The sequence below is a fragment of the Rathayibacter sp. VKM Ac-2928 genome (assembly GCF_022815545.1).
GTDB lineage: Bacteria > Actinomycetota > Actinomycetes > Actinomycetales > Microbacteriaceae > Rathayibacter > Rathayibacter festucae.
Genome location: NZ_JALGRU010000001.1, coordinates 803,029 through 823,877, shown reverse-complemented (window position 1 = coordinate 823,877; position 20,849 = coordinate 803,029). Strand labels below are relative to the sequence as shown.

Here is a 20,849-nt window from a genome sequence, read left to right as displayed (position 1 = left end):
GAATCCGCGACAGCTCACGAGGCCGCGCGGACGGCCACCGGCCGCCGCGCGAGCGCGAGGCCGACCCGCTCCCCCGGCTCGAGCCGGATCCCGGCCGCGTGCTGGACGACGAGCTCGTCCCCCTGCTCGGTGCGGACCGTGGAGCGGCGCACCGGTCCGAGGAAGCTGGTCGCGAGGACCACGGCAGGCAGATCGCCCGGAGCGCCGCCCGGCACGATCTCGATGTCCTCGGGGCGGAGGAACGCCGAGACGGCGCCGTCGACGGCCGCGCTGTCCACCAGGGGCAGGCGCGCTCCGAGCACCGAGACGGCCCCGCTCGAGACGACCCCCGGCACGACGTTCGAGAGCCCGACGAAGTGCGCGACGAACGGCGACGACGGCCGGGCGTAGAGGTCCTCGGGCGCGCCGAGCTGCTCGATCCTCCCCGCGTTCATCACCGCGACCCGGTCGGCGACGGCGAGCGCCTCCTCCTGATCGTGGGTGACGAAGAAGGTGGTGATGCCGATCTCGGACTGCAGCCGCTTGATCTCGTCGCGCAGCTGCACGCGGACCTTCGCGTCCAGCGCGGAGAGCGGCTCGTCCAGGAGCAGCACCCGGGGGCGGGTCACGAGCGCCCGCGCCAGGGCGACCCGCTGCTGCTGCCCGCCGGAGAGCTGGTGCGCGTAGCGATCGCCCAGGGCGCCGAGGCCGACCAGGTCGAGCGCGTCCTGCGCGGCCGTCCGCCGCTCCTTCGCCGCGACACCGCGGGTGCGCAGCCCGAACTCCACGTTCTCGCGGGCGCGCAGGTGCGGGAAGAGCGAGTAGGACTGGAAGACCATGCCCATGTCGCGGCGGGCGACCGGCAGATCGGCGACGTCGCGCTCGTCGACCAGGATGCGGCCGGAGTCGATCCGCTCGAGCCCGCTGAGGGCGCGGAGAGCAGTGGTCTTGCCGCAGCCCGAGGGGCCGAGCAGGGCGATGAACTCCCCGGGCGCCACGTCGAACGAGACGCCGTCGAGGGCGCGAGCCGCGCCGAAGTGCCGGGCGACGTCGAGGAAGCGGACGCGGGCGCCCGGGGAGAGGGGCGCGGTCACGAGGTGCCTTTCGAGGCGCGGCGCCCGGTGGCGACGAGGCCGATCCGCGCGAGGCGGCCGATCCCGAGCAGCAGGGCGAAGGCGAACAGGAGGGAGAGGAGGGAGAAGATCACGGCGACGTAGGCGTCCTGCTTCGACACCTGCACGAGACCGGTCTGCAGGGTGGTGCGGCTGAGCAGCGAGGCGATGGTGTACTCGCCGAGGACCACGGCGACCGTGATCAGCGCGGCGGCGACGAGACCGCGGCGCAGATTCGGCAGCAGCACCCGGACGAGCACGCCGAACGGGCCGGCGCCCAGCGAGCGGGCGGCCTCCGAGAGCGTGATCGCGTCCAGGCCCGCGAGGTCGGCAGCGATCGCGCGGTAGGCGTAGGGCAGCACGAGCACGCCGTAGGCGAGCGCGAGCGTCCAGGGCGCCGAGCCGACGAGGCGGGTGATCACCGAGTACACCGGCGCGAGCCCGACGACCAGCACGATCGCGGGGACGGTCAGCGGCAGCAGGCAGACCAGCTCGAGCGGTCGGCGCAGCCGCGGCAGGCGGATCTCGACGAGGAGCATCGTCGGCACCAGCAGCACGAGCACGATCAGGGCGGTGACCACTGCGAGGATCAGCGAGTTGCCGATGCCCTGGAAGAGCGCGCGGTAGCCGCGCTCGTTCTCCGAGTCGAGGATCGCGGTCCAGTGCGAGAGGTCGTAGCCGCCGGCGCCGCGGAGGGTGAACTCCGCCATCGCGATCAGCGGCACCGCGAAGGCGAGGCCGGTGACGACCAGGACGATGCGGGAGAGAGCGCGGGTCACCGCTGCCACCGACGGGCCCGGCGCTGCAGCAGCGCGTAGCCGGACATCAGCACGATCATCACGAGGAGCATCCCGAGCGCGAGCGCGCCGGCCAGGTTCTCCCGGCCGAGGACCGTCTCGCTGACGAGCGCGGCGCGGATCTGCAGCGGCACGATCTGCGCGCCCTGGCTGATGAGTGCCGCGGCCGTGGCGAACGAGGAGAACGCGTTGGCGAACAGCAGCAGCACCGAGCCGAGGAAGGAGGGCGCGAGCACGGGGACCGCGACCCGCCACCAGTAGCTCACCGCTCCCCCGCCGAGCACGGCGTTCGCCTCGGCCCACTCGGGGCGCAGACCCTCGAGCGCGGGCAGGAAGGTCAGCACCATCAGCGGCACCTGGAAGTAGAGGTAGGGCAGGATCAGCCCGGGCAGCTGGTACAGCCAGACGCCGTCGGCGTAGAGGTCGACGCCGGCGCCGGCCAGGAGGGTCGTGACCAGGCCCTGCACGCCGATCGTCGCGATGAAGGCGAAGGCGAGCATCACGCCGCCGAACTGGGCGAGCACGCTCGCCGCGGCGTCGACGATCGTGCGCAGCGGACCGCGCGGATCGGCGCCGAGCAGAGCGAGGCAGACGACGCCGCCGAGGACCGCGCCGACGACGGCGGTGAGCGCCGACAGTCCGAGCGAGGCGCCGAAGGCGGACAGGACGACCGGGTCGCCCAGCGCCGCGACGTTCGCGAGCGTCGGCCGCCCGTCGCCGTCCACGAAGCCCGTCCCGACCGCGAGGACGGTCGGCACGGCGAGGAAGAGCAGGACGTACACCGCGAACGGAGCGACGCCGAGCGCTGCGGGAAGACCGCGCCGTCCCCGGGGCGCGCGGGCCCCGGGAACGGCGCGGACGGCGGCGGTCGTCACTGGATCGCCGCGCCCCACTTCTCGGCCAGCAGGGCCGAGGCGGCCTCGGTCTGCTCGGAGGTGAACTGGACGAGGTCCTCCGGAGCGGCGCCGACGGCGTCGAGGGCCTCCGTGTCCACCGTGCCGGCGTCGACCATGGCCGCCAGGCGCACCGGGTAGGCGCCGGCCGCGAGGTAGAGGTTCTGCGCGGCGTCGGAGTAGAGGTACTCCTGCCAGAGGCGCGCGGCGGCCGGGTGCGGCGCGTCGGCGTTGATCGCCTGGTTGTAGTAGCTGCCGACCGCGGTCCCGGGCAGCACCGTCGTCGTCCACTCGCGGGTGCCCTCGTTCGCCTTCGCGGCGGCGAGGTTGTTGTAGCTCCAGTCGAAGACGACCGGGGTCTCGCCGGAGGCGATGGTCGCGTCGGTCGGGTCCAGCGGCAGGAAGTTGCCCGCGTCGTTGAGCTTCTCGAAGAAGTCGATGCCGGACTGGACGTCGTCGGCCGAGCCGCCCGACTGCAGGGCGGCGAGCTGCACGGCGGCCGCCGCGGCGCCGGCCTGGGTCGGGTCGCCGTTGATCGCGACGGAGCCGCGGTAGTCGGCGCCGAGCAGGTCGTCGAGCGACTCGGGCGCGGGCACGGCGTCGGCGTCGTAGCCGATCGACATCAGGCCGGTGTAGTCGTTCACCCAGAGGCCGGTCTCCTCGCGGTTGCCCTCGGGGATGTCGTCCCAGGTCTCGACCTTGTACGGCGCGAAGAGGTCGGTGTTGGCGAGCGCCACGGCGGCACCGAGGTCGAAGACGTCCGGAGCGGTGTCCTGGCCGGCCAGGTTCTGCGCGGTGCTGATCTCCTCGGCGGAGGAGACGTCGGGGTCGGCCGAGTTGACGGTGATGCCGTACTCGTCCTCGAAGCCCGAGATGAGCTCGCCGTAGTTGGCCCAGTTGTCGGGCAGCGCGATCACGTTCAGCTCGCCCTCGGCCTTCGCGGCCTCGACCAGGGCGTCGAGCCCGCCGAGGTCGGCGGCGGAGGTCGCGGTCGAGGCGTCGACGGACGCGTCGCCGGTCGAGGCGCCGGCGTCACCGGAGCAGGCGGTCAGGGTGAGAGCGAGTGCGGCGGTCGCGGCGGCGAGCACGCCGGGGCGGGGGAAGCGCTGGGTCGTCAAGAGTCCTCCAGGAGTCGGGTGGGTGGGCCCCTGCGGGCGCCTCGGGAAACGTAGGGGCGGCTCCCGACATCCCGGGGCCGCCCGGATGAACCGGACGGGAACACTCGGCGCCGGGGCGGGATCGGCCGATGTCGGCGGCCTTCGCTAGCGTGGGGGCACCATGACCGAGCAGCTCAGCCCCGCGCTCGCGCGCCGCATCGCCCTGGCCGCCCAGGGCTTCGGTGCCGCGCCGCCGCCGCGGGTCGGCACGCGGCAGATCCTCGGCGTGATCGACCGGATCCGGCCGCTGCAACTCGACTCGGTCAACGTCTTCGAGCGGAGCCACTACCTCCCCGTCCTCGCCCGGCTCGGCCCCTACGACCGCGCCCTCCTCGACGCGGTCGCGTTCTCGCCGAAGGGCCACTACCTCGAGTACTGGGCGCACGAGGCGGCGCTGATCCGCCGCGCCGACCTCCCGCTCTACCGCTGGCGGATGGAGCACTACCGCCGCGTCCGCCTGCCCGAGCACGAGGGCTGGGCGGCCGAGAACCGGTCCACGCTCGACTGGCTGCGCGCGGCCCTCGCCGACGGCCCGCTCCGCGCGTCGGAGATCGAGCACGAGGCCAACACCCGGACCGGACCGTGGTGGGGCTGGTCGGACATGAAGCGCGGGCTCGAGGTGCTCTTCCGCTGGGGCGAGGTGGTGACCGCCGGGCGCACGCGCTTCGAGCGCTCCTACGCGCTCGCCGATCAGGTGCTGCCCCGCGAGGTGCTCGAGGCGGAGGTCTCCACCGAGGACGCGGTCCGCGAGCTGGTGCGCCGCTCCGCCCTCGCGCTCGGCGTCGGGACGCTCGGCGATCTGGCCGACTACCACCGGCTGCTGAAGGCGCCGACGCTCGCGGCCGTGCACGACCTGGTCGACGCGGGCGAGCTGGTGCCGGTCGAGGTCCGCGGCTGGGAGCGCTCGGGGCGCCCGCTGCCGCTCTGGCGGCACACGGCGGCGCGGCGACCGCGCGAGCTGCGGGCCGACGCACTGCTCTCCCCCTTCGATCCCGTCGTCTGGCACCGCCCGCGCGCCGAGCTGTTCTTCGACTTCCACTACCGGATCGAGATCTACACACCGGCGGCCCAGCGCGTGCACGGCTACTACGTGCTGCCCGTGCTGCTCGACGACGTGATCGCGGCGCGCGTCGACCTCAAGAGCGACCGGCAGAACGGCGTGCTGCGGGTGCAGGCGGCCTGGCGCGAGCCCGGAGCGCCGCCGGACACGGCCGAGCGCCTCGCCGCGCTGCTCGTCGCCGCCGCGCACTGGCAGGGGCTCGACACCGTGGACGTCGTCGGGCGGGGCACCCTCGCGCCCGAGCTCCTCGTCGCCCTCACCACCGGCCACCGGGAGGTCCTCGCATGAGCGGTCCGCAGGAGCGGCAGGGCACCATCGCGCTCGCCCTGTCCGAGAAGTGCGTCGCCCTGCTGCTCGAGCGCGGGACCACCAAGGGCGTCAGCTCGATCGACCTGGCGCACGCCGCCGGCATCTCGCTGCGCACCTTCCACCGCTACCTCGGCGGCAAGGAGGACTGCGTGCGGCCCGTGCTCTACGCGGCCATCGCGGCGATGGCGCGGGAGCTCGTCGCGCGGCCGGAGTCGGAGTCGCTGAACACCGCGCTGGGCGCCGCCTTCGCCGCGGCCGCGTCCGGCCCGCAGCTCGAGCGGACGCTGCGGCTGATGCCGCTGCTCACCGAGACGCCCGGCATGCGCGCGGTCTGGGCGCAGTCGCTGCACGACGGCGAGGCCGCGCTCACCCCGAGCATCGCCCGGCGGATGCGCCTGCCCGCGGCGGACGAGCCGCGCGCGGCCGTGCTCGCCACGGTCGTGCTGGCGCTGGTGCGGCGGGCCCTCGTGGACGCCGTCGCGACGGGCACCGACCCGGCCCCCGTCTTCGACGAGTACCTCACGACGCTCGACGGCGGCCCGCTCGCGGCGGGAGCACCGGCAGCGCGCTGACGGTGGGTCGAGAAACACTTGCTGATCGAGTAGCCCGCGCAGCGGGCGTATCGAGATCCACCACCGTCGGAAGTCGAGTCTGCAGACCAGGCGTGTCGATGACGGTGGGTCTCGATACGCCCCTGCGGGGCTACTCGACCGGCAGCAGGGGGGGCGCCGCCAGGGCCGCTTCCTCCGTGGCGTCAGAACTGGACGCGGGGCGGCTCCGAGATGGCGGCGAGGTCGCCGACCTCGAAGAACTCGCGCTCGGAGAAGCCGAGGCGGCGGGAGAAGAGCGTGTTGGGGAAGACGGTGACCTTGGTGTTCATCTCGCGGACACCGCCGTTGTAGAAGCGGCGGGCCGACTGGATCCTGTCCTCCGAGTCGACCAGCTCGCCCTGCAGCTGCAGGAAGTTCTGGCTGGCCTGCAGCTGCGGGTACGCCTCGGCGACGGCGAAGATCGACTTCAGCGCCTTCTGCATGTGGTCCTCGGCGGCCGACGCCTCGGCCGGCCCCTGCGCGGAGAGCGTCTCGGCGCGGGCGCGGGTCACCGAGTCGAACACCTGCCGCTCGTGCGAGGCGTAGCCCTTCACCGAGTCGATGACGTTCGGGATCAGATCCGCCCGCCGCTTCAGCTGGACGGTGATGTCGCTCCAGGCCTCGTCGACGCGGACGTTCAGCGTGACGAGGGAGTTGTAGGTGGCCCAGAGGTAGATCCCGAGGATCACGACGAGCACGACGACGACGATGAGCGGGACGAGCCATTCCATGCCGACAAGTGTAGGGAAGGACCCCGCTCGGTTCTCCGCAGTCCGGCGCATTCGCAGAGACGCCGATGGCGCTACTTGAGCGTCTTCTGCATCAGCACGGTGCTCAGCCAGCGCTCGAACTTGAAGCCGACACGGCCCATCCGGCCGACCTCGACGAAGCCGTACTTCGCGTGCATCGTCAGCGACGCCTCCGCCCCCTTGTCCGCGATGACGGCCATGACCTGGCGGATGCCGACGGCCTTCGCGCGCTCGAGCAGCTCGGTCATCAGCGCCTTGCCGAGGCCCTTGCCGGTCGAGGCGGCGCGCAGGTAGATCGAGTTCTCGACGGTGAAGCGGTAGGCGCGCTTGGACGACCACGGCGACACCATCGCGTAGCCCAGGATCTGCCCCGACGGCGAGACGGCCACGATGAACGGCAGCCCGAGCTTCTGGTTGCGCGCGAACTTCGAGCGCCACTCCTTCAGCGTCGAGTCGTCCTCGTCGAAGGTCACCACGGTGTTCCGGACGTAGTGGTTGTAGATCTCCTGGATGTCCGGCAGGTCCGCGCTGCGCGCCTCGCGGATCTCGAAGGAGAACTCCGGCTCGGGGGCGGGCGCCCGGCGCAGGTGCGGCGGGAGGACCCGGCGCTGCTCGTACTCTTCCTCGAGCATCTCGCTCCTTCTCGGCGGTGGTGGTCGGCGTCGCTGATCCCGGGCGGCGGCCGCGATCCGGGCCAGCGTAGCCGGGGTGGCGGAGCACCGCACGCGCGGCGGGCCGCGGTGTCGGGCCCCGGGGCTCAGGGCAGGAGCGCCCAGTCGACGGGCTCGGCCCCGCGCTCGGCGAGCAGCTCGTTCGCGCGGCTGAACGGGCGCGAGCCGAAGAAGCCGCGGGAGGCGGACAGCGGGCTGGGGTGGACGCTCTCGACGATCCCGGAGTCGCCCAGCAGCGGCCGGAGGTTCGCCGCGTCGCGTCCCCAGAGGATCGCGACGAGCGGCTGCTCGCGGGCGACGAGTGTGCGGATCGCGTGCTCGGTGACCCGCTCCCAGCCCTTGCCGCGGTGCGAGGCGGGTGCGCCCGGCGCGACGGTGAGGACGCGGTTGAGCAGCAGCACGCCGCTGCGCGTCCAGCCGCTGAGGTCGCCGTGCTCGGGCGGGGAGACACCGAGGTCGTCGCGGAGCTCGCGATAGATGTTCTGCAGACTGCGCGGCAGCGGCCGGACGTGCCGGTCCACGGCGAAGGACAGCCCGATCGGATGCCCGGGCGTCGGATACGGGTCCTGCCCGACGATCAGGACGCGGACGTCCTCCAGCGGCGCGGCGAACGCGCGAAGCACCTGCGCGCCGGCCGGGAGGTAGGGGCGCCCGGCCGCGGTCTCCGCGCGGAGGAAGTCGCCCATCGCCGCGATGTCGCCGGCGACCGGGGCGAGCGCCTCGGCCCAGCCGCGGTCGATCAGGCCGGCACCCGCCAGCTCCTGCAGGTCCACGCTCAGCTCGCGGCGAGGGTGGCGACCGACACTCCGGCCTCGCCCGCGCTCGCGCGCCAGACCGAGCCGGCGCCGCGGACGCGCAGGGCCCCCGTGCCGACGGTGAGGACCGTCGACTCGTCGATCGCGACGCCGCCGTCGACCAGTCCGGCCTCGACGGCCGCGACCAGGCGGCCGAGCGTGCCCCACTGCGCGGCGTGCACGTCGATCGAGACGTCGACCAGGCCGATGCCCTCGAGCACCGTCACCTCGTCCAGCTCCTCGGCCGCGTGCTCCGGCGCCACGGCGACTCCGCCGATGCGATCGCCGCCGACGATCGCGCGGTCGGCCGCGACCGCGGCGCCCGCCGAGTAGCCGGCGTACGGCACTCCGGAGGAGACGAGGTCGCGCAGGCGCGGGAAGGACGCCTCGAGCGCGTCGCGGTAAGCGGGGGTGAGGCCGCCGCCGACGAAGATCCCGTCGACGTCGTCGAAGACCGCGGGGTCGATCCGGCCGCCCTCGGGCTTCATCACCGCGAACGGGAGGAGCTTGCCGACCGTGGCGAGCGTCGCGGCCCAGCCCGCGTAGACCTCGGGGCCGAGGCCGTCGTGCACGACGACGATCGCGATCCGCGGGCCCTCGATGCGGCCGGCGTCGACGGCGCGGTCGTGCGCCTCCGCCAGGAATGCTCCGTAGAGCTGCGGGTCGTGCTCGGCTCCGCCGCCGCCGCCGATCAGGTGGACGCTCACTCGTCGTCCTCCGCGAGGGCGCCCGCCACCGGGGGCAGCGCCGACCAGGGGAAGACGATCCAGCGCGGCGTGCGCCGCCAGAAGAAGTCGGGCTCGAGCACCGTGCGGGGCTTCGTGTAGAGCGTGACGGTCTGCACCTCGGCGCCCATCGCGCGGATCAGGTCGACCGAGAGGGCGAGGGTGTGGCCGGAGTCGGAGACGTCGTCGACCAGGAGGATGCGCTTCCCGCGCACCGACGCCTCGTCCAGCAGCGGCGGCAGCACGACCGGGGCCGCGAGCCGCGCCTCGACGCCGGTGTAGAACTCGACGTTCAACGCACCGCAGCTCTTGATGCCCAGCGCGTAGGCGACGGCGCCCGCGAGCAGCAGACCGCCGCGCGCGATGGCCACGACCAGCTCCGGGCGGTAGCCGGAGGCGACGACGTCGTCGGCGAGATGGCGAGCGGCGTCACCGAACTCGAGCCAGCCGAGGACCTCCTTCTCCGTGGCGGCGAGGAGGGCGGCGGAGTCGTCGGCGTCGGAAACCATGAGGGACAGGCTAGAGCGTCGCGAGGCCCCGCGTCACATCACGGGGCCTCGCGAACGGCGCCTGTCACGCCTTCGGGGTGAGCGCGCCCTTGATCACCTTGTGCGGGGCGGCCTGCGCCACCGGCTTGATCGTCACCAGATCGAGGTTGACGTGAGGCGGCAGCTCGACGGAGGAGACGATCGCCGCGGCGACGTCCTCGGCCACCAGCGGGGCGGGGACCTCGGCGTAGACCTTGTCGGCGCGCTCCTTGTCGCCGCCGAAGCGGACCAGGGAGAACTCCTCGGTGTGCACCATGCCGGGCGCGATCTCGATCACGCGGATCGGCTCACCGGCGAGCTCGAGGCGGAGGACCGCGACGAGCGCGTGCGCGGCGAACTTCGCGGCGTTGTAGCCGCCGCCGCCCTCGTAGGCGACGTGGCCGGCGATCGAGGTGACGGTGACGATGTCGGCCGAGCCCTCGGAGCCCTCGTCGGCGATGCCCGAACGCAGCAGCGGGAGCAGCGCGCTCGTGACGAGCTTGACCGAGAGCACGTTGATCTCGAACATCCGGATCCAGTCGGCGGGGTCGGACGCCTCGACCGAGTCGAGGCCGAGCGCGCCGCCGGCGTTGTTGACGAGGGCGTGCACGGGGCCGGTCTCCGCGAGGTGATCGCGCAGCGCGTCGACCTGCGCCGCGTCGGTGAGATCGGCGACGAACAGGCTCGCCCCGGTCTCCGCGGCGAGCGCCTCCAGCCGCTCCCGGCGGCGGGCGACCGCCACCACGTCCCAGCCGTGCTCGCGGAACAGGCGGACCGTCGCCGCACCGATCCCCGAACTCGCTCCTGTCACCACGACGCGTCGAACCACGCTCGTCCTCTTTCCGTCAAGCCTCGGACACCATCGACTCCGTCGTCGGAGCCAACGCTAGCCTGGCCGCATGCAGCCCGCCGACCCGGCTCCCGCCACCGCCGGGTCGCCCACCGCCCCCAAGCGCCGCGTGCCCCTCTGGGACAACGCCCGCTTCGTCTGCGTCGCGCTCGTGGTGATCGGCCACGGCATCCAGCGGCTGACCGCCAACTCGGACACGTCGCTCGTCGTCTACCTGACGATCTACGCCTTCCACATGCCGGCCTTCGCGATCATCTCCGGCTACTTCTCCAAGGGCGGCGCGCCGAACGCCCGCGCGATGCGCCGGGTGCTCACCGACATCCTGCTGCCCTACCTGATCATGGAGACGATCTGGACGCTGGTGCAGTTCGCGGTCGAGGGCAAGCAGGAGTTCAACCCGACCAAGCCGAGCTGGACGCTGTGGTTCCTGCTCGCGCTCGGGATCTTCCGGCTGGTCCTCCCCTACCTCGCGCTGCTGCGCTGGCCGCTGCTGATCAGCGTGGTCCTCGCCGTCGGCGTCAGCTACTACGACAACATCGACTCGACCTTCTCGCTGGCGCGGGCGATCGGGATCCTGCCGTTCTTCGTCTTCGGCTGGCGGCTGCGCGGCTGGAAGGCCGGCTCGCGGCTGCTGGTGGACCGCTGGCTCGACCTGACGCCGCGGCAGATCCTGCTCTCCCGGGTCATCGCCGTCGTGCTCTTCGCGGCGACGGTCATCGTGATGACCGTCAACATCGACGCCTTCCGCGCGGCGGATCTGCGCTACTGGTTCTTCTACGACCGGCCGTACGACGCGCTCGGCGAGACCGCCTGGTGGGCGGGGCTCGTCCGCCTGGCGCTGATGGCGACCGCGGTCGTGCTCTCGCTCGCGCTGTTCAGCCTGATCCCGCGCCGACGCACCGCGATGACGGCCTGGGGGCAGTCGACGATGTACGTCTACCTGCTGCACAGCTTCGTCCTCTACCCGCTGCGCGAGTCCGGGCTGCTGTCCGCCACCGAGAGCACGGTCGCGCTGATCCTGATGATCGTCTTCTGCATCGCGGTCGCCATCGCGCTCTCGCTGGGCTGGACGCGCACCGTCTTCCACAAGATCGTCGAGCCGAGGGCGACCTGGCTCTTCGCGCCGGTCGTCGACGAGCGGCCCGAGCGAGCGAACCGGGCCGACCCGACCGGGTCCAAGCGCGACCCGCATCCGACGTCCGGGATCCGCACCGGCCGCTGATCCGTCGCGGTTACCCCGTGTGTCGGGCGCCCTGGCCGCGCCGGGGACCCGCACCTAGGCTCGTCGCGACGGGGAACGGCCTTCCGTTCCGAACCGACGATGCGATGGGATGCACCATGACCGACTCCGAGAAGTGGCAGTTCGAGACCAAGCAGATCCACTCCGGAGCCGCGCCCGATCCCGTCACCAAGGCGCGCGCGACCCCGATCTACCAGACCACCTCCTACGTCTTCGACAACGCCGAGCACGCGAAGAACCTCTTCTCGCTCGCGGAGTTCGGCAACATCTACACCCGCATCCAGAACCCGACGCAGGCCGTCGTCGAGGAGCGCCTCACCGCGCTCGAGGGCGGCTCCGGGGCGCTGCTGCTCGCGTCCGGCCAGGCGGCCGAGACCGCGGCGGTGCTCAACATCGCGCAGGCGGGCGACCACCTCGTCTCGTCGTCGTCGATCTACGGCGGCACCTACAACCTCTTCAAGTACACGCTGGCCAAGCTCGGCATCGAGACGACCTTCGTCGAGAACCAGGACGACCAGGAGGAGTGGCGCCGCGCGGTCCGCCCGAACACCAAGCTCTTCTTCGCCGAGACCATCGGCAACCCGAAGATCAACATCCTCGACATCCGCGCCGTGGCCGATGTCGCGCACGCGGCGGGCGTCCCGCTGATCGTCGACAACACCATCGCGACGCCGTACCTGATCCGCCCGTTCGAGCACGGCGCGGACATCATCGTGCACTCGGCGACGAAGTTCCTCGGTGGTCACGGCACGGTGATCGGCGGCGCGATCGTCGACGGCGGCACCTTCTCCTGGACCGCGAACGCGGCGAAGTTCCCCGGGCTGACCACGCCCGACCACTCGTACCACGGCGCCGTGTACACGGACGCGGTCGGCGACTCCCTCGCCTACATCATCAAGGCCCGCGTGCAGCTGCTCCGCGACCTCGGCGCCTCGATCGCCCCGGCGAGCGCCTGGCAGCTGATCCAGGGCATCGAGACGCTGTCGCTGCGGATCGAGCGCCACGTGCAGAACGCGCAGGAGATCGCGGAGTACCTGGAGAACCACTCCGACATCGCGACGGTCAACTACTCGGGACTGCCCACCTCGCCCTGGTACGCGGCGGCGAACCACTACGCGCCGAAGGGCGTGGGCGCGGTGCTCTCGTTCGAGCTCAAGGGCGGGGTGGACGCGGGACGCGCCTTCGTCGACTCGCTCGTGCTGTTCTCGCACCTGGCGAACATCGGCGACGTCCGCTCGCTGGTGATCCACCCGGCGTCGACCACGCACTCGCAGCTCACCCCGGAGCAGCAGCTCACCGCCGGCGTCACCCCCGGGCTCGTCCGCCTCTCCGTCGGCCTCGAGAACATCGACGACCTCCGGGCCGACCTCGCCCAGGCCCTGCAGGCCGCCCGCAGCGTCGTCGAGGCCTCCCGCGCGAACGCCTGACGCCGACCCGATCGAGCGACCGCGCTCCATGCTGGTCGAGTAGCCGCGCAGCGGCGTATCGAGACCCACCGTGCTGACAACGGCGGATCTCGATACGGCCGCTCCGCGGCCTCCTCGATCAGCACGGGTGGGCGGCCGCTCCGCGGCCTACTCGATCAGCAAGGCGGGCGTCACCCCCGCGTAACAAAGGCCGTGCGCCCGCCGCGCTCTGCCACGATGGACACCGCTATGGACTGGCAGCAGACACTCGAGGACACCGTCCCTTCGGCGTTCGTCACCGAGCGCCAGCTCCGCTCGGTGATCGGCAAGCCGCCCGCCACCGGGGCCTGGCGCGAGGGCGACCATCCCGGCGGCCGGCGCTTCGTCGAGATCGGCCCGTTCGCCTTCGAGGCGGGCGGTCGCCTCCCCCACGTCCGGGTGGCCTACGAGAGCTGGGGCGAGCTCTCCCCCGCACGCGACAACGCGATCCTCGTCCTGCACGCGCTGACCGGCGACTCGCACCTGATCGGCCGCGGCGACCCCGGTCACGCGACCGACGGCTGGTGGTCCGGGCTCGTCGGCCCCGGCCTCGTCATCGACACCGACCGCTACTTCGTCGTCGCCCCCAACATGCTGGGCGGCTGCCAGGGCTCGACCGGCCCCGCCTCGCTCGCTCCCGACGGGCACGAGTGGGGCGCGCGCTTCCCCTACACGACCATCCGCGACCAGGTCGGCGCGCAGACCCTCTTCGCCGACCGGCTCGGCATCGACCGCTGGCACACCGTCATCGGCGGCTCAATGGGCGGGATGCAGGCGCTGGAGTGGGGCATCGACCACCCGGAGCGGGTCGCCCGGCTCGCGGTGCTGGCCGCTCCCCCGCGCGCCACCTCCGACCAGATCGCGCTCAACTTCGTCCAGCTCGAGGCGATCCGCAACGACGCCGCGTTCGCGGGCGGCGCCTACTACGACGCCGGCGACGGCAAGGGCCCGTACCACGGCCTGGCGCTGGCCCGCCGGATGGCCCTGCTCAACTACCGCAGCCCCTCCGAGCTGAACGACCGCTTCGAGCGGAGCTGGCAGTCCGGGCTCAGCCCGCTGGGCGGCGGCGGCCGGTTCGCGGTCGAGTCGTACCTCGACTTCCACGGCAACAAGTTCACCCGCCGCTTCGACGCGAACAGCTACATCACCCTCGTCGAGGCGATGAACTCCCACGACGTGGGGCGCGGCCGGGGCGGCGAGGCCGAGGCGCTCGAGCGGATCACCAGCCCGACGCTCGTGCTCGGGATCGACAGCGACCGGCTGTTCCCGGTGGACGGGCAGCGGATCATCGCCGCCCACGCCCGCGGCAACATCGACGGCGACGAGGTCGCGGTGATCAGCTCGACGTTCGGGCACGACGCCTTCCTCATCGAGGACGACGCGGTCGGCGGCCACCTCGCGAGGCTCCTCGCGGTCTGACCCGATCCCGGCCGTCCCGCGGGCCGACCGCCGGTCTGTGACTATCGTGAGACGGGGGTCCGCCCCGCGCCGCCCACCGGAAGGAGCGTGCCCGTGCCGTTGGTCCGCAGCGCTCGCGAGCGCGACCGCCTCCTCCGCCAGTCCGCGTGCGGCATCGGCCTCCTGATCGACGCCACGGCCATCGCCCTGGTCCTCGGCCCCGGGGCGCTGGCGGCCGACGCCGTGCCGTTCGCGGTGGCGCTGCTCCTCGGACTCGCCGTCCTCCACCTGCAGCTCGGCCGCAGCGGACGCACGCTCTGGGTGCTCCTGCTCGCCGTCGGCGGCCTCGCGCTGAGCATCGGGCTCGCGAGCGCCATCGGCGTGAGCAGCGGCTTCGAGGGATACGTGCTCGTCGGCACCGCCAACGCCGTCACCAGCACCGTCGCCGTCGTCGTCACCACCTCCGTCCGCCGGCTGCTGCTGCTCCTGCCCGTCCTGGTGCCGAGCGTGATCGTCTCCGTGCTGGTCGCCGAGGAGGCGATGCTGTCGAACGCGCTCGTGCAGAGCCTGCTGCCGTGGGGCACGCTCGCCGGCTTCGCGCTCTGGATCAGCACGGCCGTCCCCCGGGTCGTCCGGCGGATCGACAGCATCGGCAACGCGCACCGCGTCGAGCGGCAGGCGAGCGAGACGGAGGCGCAGCGCCGCCAGGGAGCGCGGCTCCTGCACGACACGGTGCTCGCGACGCTCACCCTGCTCGCCCACTCCGGCCGCGGCGTCTCCGAGGACGCGCTCCGCCGCCAGGCCGCGCAGGACGCGCAGCTCCTGCGCCAGCTGCGCCTCGGCGGGACGCCGACGCCGAGCGCGTCCGGCTCGTACCAGCTGACCAGCGTCACGGCGTCGCCCGCCGCGACCTCGCTCGAGGACGTCCGGGACCGGTTCGGCCGGCTGGGCCTCGAGGTCGTCCTGCACGGCTCGGGCGAGGTCGTCCTCGAGGGCGCCGCGCTCGACTCCTTCCTGCTCGCCCTCGCCGAGTGCCTCGAGAACGTGCGGCGGCACTCCGGTGTCGAGTCCGCCGACGTCACCATCACCGAGGACGAGCAGACCGTCCGCGCGATGGTGACGGACGCCGGTGCCGGCTTCGACATCGCCACGGTGCCCGCGACGAAGCTCGGCTTCAAGGAGTCGGTCGTCGCGAGGCTCGCGGACGTCGGCGGCCGCACCCGGCTCTTCAGCTCGCCCGGCTCCGGCACCACTGTGGTGCTGGAGGTGCCCAAGTGAGCGCCGGCACCGAGCGGGCCTCCCCCCTCCTCGGCGGACCCGGTGCCGCTCCTCGCCGGCCCGACGGCTCGCCCCGCTCCGCCCGCGCGCGGAAGGGACAGCAGGAGACCCTGGGCACCAGCTACCTCGGCAGCGGCCTCACCGGCATCGCGGCGGCGCTGATTGCCTACGAGCTCCTGGTCTTCCTCGCCACCGTCGACGACTACGCGCGGCCGGGGCTGGTCGTCGTCGCCTGGCTCCTCCTCGTCGCCTCCTTCACGGCGACCGTCGTCGCCATCCACGTCTGCGGGCAGCGGCTGCCCACCGCCGCCTACGTCGGCCTGCTCGTCGGGATCACCGGGGCCGTGGCACTGGACCTGATCGCCGTCGCCGGTCACGGTCCTTCCGCCGCCGTCCCGACCGCCGCGGTGGCCGCCGCGGTCGCCCACGCCGCGATGATCGTGCACCGCCGCAGCATCGAGGTCCTCGCCGTCGCCTTCGCCATCGCGGTCGCCGAGCTCGTCGCCTACAGCGCCATGGGCTCGGGCGACGAGACCTCGTTCTCGGTGCGGATCAGCGCGATGGCCGTGACCCTCGCTCCCGCCGTCGTGGCGGTCGTGATGATGCGCGGCTTCCGCCGAATGGTCCAGCTCGAGATCGACCGCGCCCTCGTGCAGAGCACCACCCTCGGACCGCGCTACGCGGTCGGCATGCTCGCCTCGGAGGAGCTCGCCCGCCTCGACCTCGCGGCCGAGCGCCTGCTCGCCGAGGTCGGCGACGGCACGACCGTCCTGCCGCTCGATCCGCACCGCGCCGCGCACGCCGCCGCGCTCGCGACCAGCCTCCGCCTCCACCTCATCGAGGGGCGTCGCGAGACCTGGCTGCACCACGCGATCCAGGAGTCCGAGCTGCTGGCCCCGCTCGTCGATCTGCACGACCCCGACGGCACCGCCGGCCTCCTCGGCCACCAGCAGCGCGACGGCCTGCTCTCCGCCATCTGGCTCATCCTCGACGGCGCCTCCGGGCTCACCGTCGTGCTGCACGTCGAAGCCGGAGCACCGCGCGAACCGGAGGCCGACGCCCCGCCGCGCTCCCTGCTGGTGCCGCTCACTCTGCAGTCCGAGGGCGTGCCCGTGCGCGGAGTCGATCCCGCGACGTGGGAGGCTATCGCACAGGTCGGTGCGTTCCGCGACACGTCGCACGACGACGCGCTCCGGATCGAGATCGACTGCTACGTCGAGAATCCGGCCGATCGCTGAGCAGAGACGACCGCCCCGCCCTCCCGCCGAGCCGAAGGACACCGATGACCTCCACCGCAGAACCGAAGATCACGCTCGCCGTGGTCGACGATCACAAGATGCTCCTCGGTGCCCTCACGGAGTGGATCCGCGGCGCCGCGTCGGACATCCAGCTGGTCGCCGCGGTCGCCTCCTGGCCGGAGCTGCTCACCCACCCCGAGTTCCCCGTCGACGTCGTGCTGCTCGACCTGGACCTCAAGGACAACATCCCGATCTCGGTCAAGCTCTCCACCCTGAAGACCACCGGCGTGAAGACGGTGCTGATGAGCACCTACTCCGAGCCGGCCGTGGTCCGCGAGGCGCTCGCCTCGGGCGCGCTCGGCTACCTCGTCAAGACGGAGGACGCCGACATGATCGTCGAGGCGATCCGCGCGGCCAAGGACGGCCACTCCTACATCTCGCACGAGCTCGACATGGCGCTCTCCACCGGCGACTCCGACGGCGCCCCCAAGCTCAGCGCGCAGGAGCGCCGCGTGATGGCGCTCTACGGCGGCGGCGAGCCTGTCAAGTCCGTGGCCTTCGAGCTCGGCATCTCCGAGGAGACCGCGAAGTCCTACCTCAAGCGCATCCGCGAGAAGTACCGCGTGGTCGGCATCGACGTCGGCACCAAGGTCGCACTGCGCAAGCGCGCCATCCACGACGGGATCCTCATCGAAACGGATTGAGGGTTCCGCGCCGTCCGGCGCGGAACCCGTGCTCGTGCTGCGCGGCGGTCCCCGCCCGCCGCGCCGCAGTCGGCTGCACGAGGTGGGCGCATTTCGCAGAGCGTCTCACGGCGGCTGCGGAGAATCCGCTGGCACGCGGATTTCCGTCTGCGCCGCTCCGTGGTCGGCTGGTCTGCAGGCGAGGCGTACCGTGTGGTGCCCATTCCATGCTGGTCGAGTAGCCCCGCAGGGGCGTATCGAGACCCACCGGCGTCAGCAGGGCGGCCTGCAGACCCCCGTCCGGTGCCGGTGGATCTCGATACGCCCGCTCGCGCGGGCTACTCGATCAGCATGCGCCGCGGCGCCCCTACAGGGCGTTGACCGGGACGCTGCCTGTGGCGGGGCGGGACGGGTCGCGCGGCGCGTCGACGGTGCCGCGGGCGCGGTCGATGGCGATGCTGGCGAAGGCGAGCAGGATGCCGGCCGCGGTGAGGACCACGCCGACCCAGATCGGCGACAGGTAGCCGAGGCCGGCGGCGATGGTCACCCCGCCGAGAGCGGCGCCGACGGAGTTGCCGATGTTGAGCGCGGAGTGGTTGAGCGCCGCGGCGATGGTCTGGCTGTCGCGGGCGACGTCCATCAGCCGGGTCTGGATGGCCGGCGACGCTCCCGCGGAGAAGCCCGCCGCAAGGAACGTGAACACGACCAGGCCCACCACCGAGGTCGCGGTCAGCGCCAGGCCGATCAGCGACACGAGCACCCCGAGGAACAGCACCACGAGTGCGAGCCGCACGTTCCGGTCGGCCGCCCAGCCGCCCGCCAGATTGCCGACCGTCATGCCCAGGCCGATCACCACCAGGATCCACGGCACGGCGCCCAGCGGCAGCCCGGTCACCTCGGTCGACAGCGGCGTGATGTAGCTGTACATCGCGAAGAGCCCGCCGAAGCCGATCGCGCCGATCAGCAGGGTCATCCAGACCTGCAGCCGGGCGAAGGCCTTCAGCTCGTTGCGCATGGTCGCGCCCGGGTTCCCCCGCTGGAACGGCACGAGCAGCCACACGGCCACCACGGTCGCCGCGAAGATCGCCGCGACGACGAGGTACGCGCTGCGCCAGCCCGCGTTCTGCCCCACCCAGGTGATGGCGGGCACCCCGACGACGTTCGCGATGGTCAGTCCCGACAGCACGAAGGCGACGCCCTTGCCGCGCTTGCCCGGCCCCATCAGGTCCGCGGCGACGAGCGAGGCGATGCCGAAGTACGCGCCGTGCGGCAGCGCCGCGACGAAGCGGGCGGCCAGCACGAGCGGGAAGGTCGGCAGCAGGGCCGAGGCGACGGTCCCGATCGTGAACGCGGCCAGCAGGATCAGCAGCAGGCGCTTGCGCGGCCAGCGCGCGGCGGCCGCGGCGATCGTCGGAGCACCGACGACGACGCCGAGCGCGTAGGCGGAGATCAGCAGTCCGGCCTGCGAGTTCGCCTGCTCGGAGCTCGCGGCGTAGACGTCCGGGAGCAGGTCGGCGGCGAGCTGCGGCAGCAGCCCCATCGCGACGAACTCGGTCGAGCCGATGGCGAAGCCCCCCATCGCGAGGGCGAGCAGGGCGAGGCGGGTCCGGGCCGGGGAGAGGGTCACCGGACCACGATAGCGAGGATCGGAAGCGGATCGAAACGATTCGAGTCGGAGAGCGCTCCCGCGCGCCTCACTCCTCGAGCGCGCGGCCGAGCCGCTCGATCTTGGCGTCGATCTCGCCCGAGTAGCCGGGCCGGATGTCGGCCTTCAGCACCAGCGAGACCCGCGACCCGTAGGCACCGACCGCTTCGGTGGCGCGCTTGATCACGTCGAAGACCTCGTCCCACTCGCCCTCGATCTCGGTGAACATCGAGGTCGTGCGATTCGGCAGGCCGGAGTCGCGGACGATGCGGACGGCGGCGGCGACGGCGTCGTGGACGGAGGCGTCGGGGCCCTCACCGCCGGACGGAGCGACGGAGAATGCGACCAGCACGAGGGACCTCCCAGCGGACCCGACCACCGGACCCGCCGTCCAGCCTAGGCGCGCACGCCCTCGGCAGCGGGCGCGCGGCTCCCCGTCCGCCACAGCTCGCGGAGCACCCAGCCGAGCAGCACGAGCAGCAGGACGTTGCGCACGGTCAGCGCCAGCACCATGCCCGCGTTCGAGTACAGCAGGAAGAGATAGAGGTACGGGTAGACGATCTGCGTGAACACCGCGATCGCGAGGGTCAGCTTCGCCGGCGTCGCGAAGTCGCGACCGGCCACGACGAGCCCGACGATCACCGGCGGCGCCAGCCAGACGATGTACTGCGGCGAGAGCACCTTGTTGATGTCGATCAGCACCAGGACGAGTCCGAGGCTCAGCAGCGGCAGCAGCCGCACCGGCGACGCCTTCGCGCGCAGCGCCCGGAGACCGAGCAGCACCGTGCCGACCACCGCGAGCGCGAGCGCCGGGTTCATCAGCTCGGCGGCGACATCGGTGAACGGGCCGTGCATCTCGAAGGTGTTGATGTCGGCGGCGTACCAGACGTAGCTGCCGGCCCAGCCGCCGATGGAGAGCCACATCCAGAGCGTGCTGACGGGCGCCTCGATCTGCAGACCGCGCGTGGTCTGGTCGGTGACGAAGCTGAAGACGTACTCGCCGCCGCCGAGCGCATACACGCCGGCGATGATCACGACCGAGAGCCCGGCGCCGACGGCGACGAGCCGCCAGCGGCCGCGCAGCACCAGGACGGCGGCACCGAGCAGGGCGGCGGGCCAGACCTTGATCCACGTCGCGACGGTCAGCGCGAGCGCGGCGACGACCGGTCGGCTGGAGGCCCAGAGCAGCCCGGCGATGGCGAGCGGAACGGTGAAGGCGTCGATCCGGCCGACGGCGATCGGACCGAGGAGCACCAGGAAGAGCAGCCACCAGCGCGCCGCAGCGAGCCGGGCGGGGATCCCGCGGTGCAGGAGCAGGGCGAAGGCCGCCGCATCGACGGCGATCACGCCGACGAGCCAGGTCAGGTCGTAGCCCGCCTCGCCGAAGAGCCAGGCGGCGCTGATCGGCACCAGGGCGAGGATCGGGTAGACCCAGCCGGTGTCGAAGCCGACGAGCCCGCCGCCCTCGACGGCGGTCCGCATCCAGCCCTTGTAGACGATGCTGACGTCCCCCATCGGCAGTCCTGGGGCGTAGAGCGCGAGCAGGGAGAGCAGGACGTGCACGAGGGCGAAGCCGCCCCACAGCACGGCGGCGGAGTCGCGGTTCTCGCGCAGCCACGCGATCGGGCGGGCGGACGGGCGGAGGGAGGCGCGGGTGGCGGCGGTCTCTGGGGCGGCAGGGGTCGGCACCGCGTCAGTGTAGACGGCGC

The 20,849-nt window shown here is 72.7% G+C and carries 21 protein-coding genes; 8 read left to right on the top strand and 13 right to left on the bottom strand.

Annotation, left to right across the window (positions count from 1 at the left end; all coding sequences use genetic code 11):
* Positions 1 to 14 precede the first annotated feature (14 nt).
* From MT350_RS03925 to MT350_RS03910, 4 genes are read right to left on the bottom strand one after another with little or no spacing between them, the layout of a single operon-like run.
* Entirely contained in the window at positions 15 to 1,073 is a 1,059-nt protein-coding gene (locus MT350_RS03925) for an ABC transporter ATP-binding protein (RefSeq protein ID WP_243598889.1), read from the bottom strand.
* Positions 1,070 to 1,870, bottom strand: a complete 801-nt coding sequence (locus tag MT350_RS03920) for an ABC transporter permease (protein ID WP_243598888.1) — start codon at positions 1,868 to 1,870, stop codon at positions 1,070 to 1,072. The genes MT350_RS03925 and MT350_RS03920 overlap by 4 nt, the downstream gene beginning before the upstream one ends.
* Positions 1,867 to 2,763: an ABC transporter permease subunit gene (locus tag MT350_RS03915; RefSeq protein ID WP_243598887.1), complete on the bottom strand. Its 897-nt coding sequence runs from the start codon at positions 2,761 to 2,763 to the stop codon at positions 1,867 to 1,869. The genes MT350_RS03920 and MT350_RS03915 overlap by 4 nt, the downstream gene beginning before the upstream one ends.
* Positions 2,760 to 3,899, bottom strand: coding sequence for an ABC transporter substrate-binding protein (locus MT350_RS03910; RefSeq protein ID WP_243598886.1), 1,140 nt, complete (start codon positions 3,897 to 3,899; stop codon positions 2,760 to 2,762). Before MT350_RS03910 ends, MT350_RS03915 begins: the two co-directional genes overlap by 4 nt.
* A 160-nt stretch (positions 3,900 to 4,059) precedes the next feature.
* Here MT350_RS03910 and MT350_RS03905 point away from each other — a divergent pair, with 160 nt between their 5' ends.
* Both MT350_RS03905 and MT350_RS03900 read left to right on the top strand, forming a co-directional pair.
* On the top strand, positions 4,060 to 5,286 hold the full coding sequence (locus MT350_RS03905; protein ID WP_243598885.1) for a winged helix-turn-helix domain-containing protein: 1,227 nt from the start codon (positions 4,060 to 4,062) through the stop codon (positions 5,284 to 5,286).
* A complete protein-coding gene (locus MT350_RS03900) occupies positions 5,283 to 5,879 on the top strand; it encodes a TetR/AcrR family transcriptional regulator (protein ID WP_243598884.1) in 597 nt (198 codons plus the stop codon). Before MT350_RS03905 ends, MT350_RS03900 begins: the two co-directional genes overlap by 4 nt.
* A gap of 182 nt (positions 5,880 to 6,061) precedes the next feature.
* Here MT350_RS03900 and MT350_RS03895 read toward each other — a convergent pair whose 3' ends face one another.
* From MT350_RS03895 to MT350_RS03870, 6 genes are all read right to left on the bottom strand, one after another.
* Entirely contained in the window at positions 6,062 to 6,628 is a 567-nt protein-coding gene (locus tag MT350_RS03895) for a LemA family protein (RefSeq protein WP_123445403.1), read from the bottom strand.
* Positions 6,629 to 6,699: 71 nt separating this feature from the next.
* Entirely contained in the window at positions 6,700 to 7,278 is a 579-nt protein-coding gene (locus MT350_RS03890; protein ID WP_123702722.1) for a GNAT family N-acetyltransferase, read from the bottom strand.
* Between the two features lie 125 nt (positions 7,279 to 7,403).
* The gene (locus tag MT350_RS03885) at positions 7,404 to 8,090 is read right to left on the bottom strand and encodes a uracil-DNA glycosylase (RefSeq protein ID WP_374204641.1); all 687 of its coding nucleotides are present in this window, start codon (positions 8,088 to 8,090) and stop codon (positions 7,404 to 7,406) included.
* Between the two features lie 2 nt (positions 8,091 to 8,092).
* Positions 8,093 to 8,818: a Type 1 glutamine amidotransferase-like domain-containing protein gene (locus tag MT350_RS03880; RefSeq protein ID WP_123445401.1), complete on the bottom strand. Its 726-nt coding sequence runs from the start codon at positions 8,816 to 8,818 to the stop codon at positions 8,093 to 8,095.
* On the bottom strand, positions 8,815 to 9,345 hold the full coding sequence (locus tag MT350_RS03875) for a phosphoribosyltransferase (protein WP_123445400.1): 531 nt from the start codon (positions 9,343 to 9,345) through the stop codon (positions 8,815 to 8,817). Before MT350_RS03875 ends, MT350_RS03880 begins: the two co-directional genes overlap by 4 nt.
* A gap of 64 nt (positions 9,346 to 9,409) precedes the next feature.
* Positions 9,410 to 10,192 carry an SDR family NAD(P)-dependent oxidoreductase gene (locus MT350_RS03870; RefSeq protein WP_243598883.1) on the bottom strand — a complete coding sequence of 261 codons (783 nt, stop codon included), beginning with the start codon at positions 10,190 to 10,192 and terminating at the stop codon, positions 9,410 to 9,412.
* A 70-nt stretch (positions 10,193 to 10,262) separates the two neighbouring features.
* Between MT350_RS03870 and MT350_RS03865 the strand changes: the two genes are divergently transcribed.
* The 6 genes from MT350_RS03865 (at position 10,263) to MT350_RS03840 (ending at position 17,516) form a co-directional block, all read left to right on the top strand.
* A complete protein-coding gene (locus MT350_RS03865; RefSeq protein ID WP_243598882.1) occupies positions 10,263 to 11,435 on the top strand; it encodes an acyltransferase family protein in 1,173 nt (390 codons plus the stop codon).
* 116 nt (positions 11,436 to 11,551) lie between these two features.
* On the top strand, positions 11,552 to 12,880 hold the full coding sequence (locus MT350_RS03860) for a bifunctional o-acetylhomoserine/o-acetylserine sulfhydrylase (protein ID WP_123445398.1): 1,329 nt from the start codon (positions 11,552 to 11,554) through the stop codon (positions 12,878 to 12,880).
* Positions 12,881 to 13,108: 228 nt separating this feature from the next.
* The gene (locus MT350_RS03855) at positions 13,109 to 14,317 is read left to right on the top strand and encodes a homoserine O-acetyltransferase (protein ID WP_243598881.1); all 1,209 of its coding nucleotides are present in this window, start codon (positions 13,109 to 13,111) and stop codon (positions 14,315 to 14,317) included.
* A 93-nt stretch (positions 14,318 to 14,410) separates the two neighbouring features.
* Complete coding sequence (locus MT350_RS03850) at positions 14,411 to 15,574, top strand: sensor histidine kinase (RefSeq protein ID WP_243598880.1); 1,164 nt, start codon at positions 14,411 to 14,413, stop codon at positions 15,572 to 15,574.
* Positions 15,571 to 16,812: a hypothetical protein gene (locus MT350_RS03845; protein ID WP_243598879.1), complete on the top strand. Its 1,242-nt coding sequence runs from the start codon at positions 15,571 to 15,573 to the stop codon at positions 16,810 to 16,812. The genes MT350_RS03850 and MT350_RS03845 overlap by 4 nt, the downstream gene beginning before the upstream one ends.
* A 44-nt stretch (positions 16,813 to 16,856) precedes the next feature.
* Entirely contained in the window at positions 16,857 to 17,516 is a 660-nt protein-coding gene (locus MT350_RS03840; RefSeq protein WP_123445394.1) for a response regulator, read from the top strand.
* Between the two features lie 346 nt (positions 17,517 to 17,862).
* Here MT350_RS03840 and MT350_RS03835 read toward each other — a convergent pair whose 3' ends face one another.
* The 3 genes from MT350_RS03835 to MT350_RS03825 form a co-directional block, all read right to left on the bottom strand.
* Positions 17,863 to 19,074: an MFS transporter gene (locus MT350_RS03835; RefSeq protein ID WP_243599277.1), complete on the bottom strand. Its 1,212-nt coding sequence runs from the start codon at positions 19,072 to 19,074 to the stop codon at positions 17,863 to 17,865.
* Positions 19,075 to 19,189: 115 nt separating this feature from the next.
* Positions 19,190 to 19,492, bottom strand: coding sequence for a thiamine-binding protein (locus tag MT350_RS03830; RefSeq protein ID WP_123702710.1), 303 nt, complete (start codon positions 19,490 to 19,492; stop codon positions 19,190 to 19,192).
* A 44-nt stretch (positions 19,493 to 19,536) separates the two neighbouring features.
* Positions 19,537 to 20,829, bottom strand: a complete 1,293-nt coding sequence (locus MT350_RS03825; RefSeq protein ID WP_243598878.1) for a glycosyltransferase family 87 protein — start codon at positions 20,827 to 20,829, stop codon at positions 19,537 to 19,539.
* Positions 20,830 to 20,849: the final 20 nt, after the last annotated feature.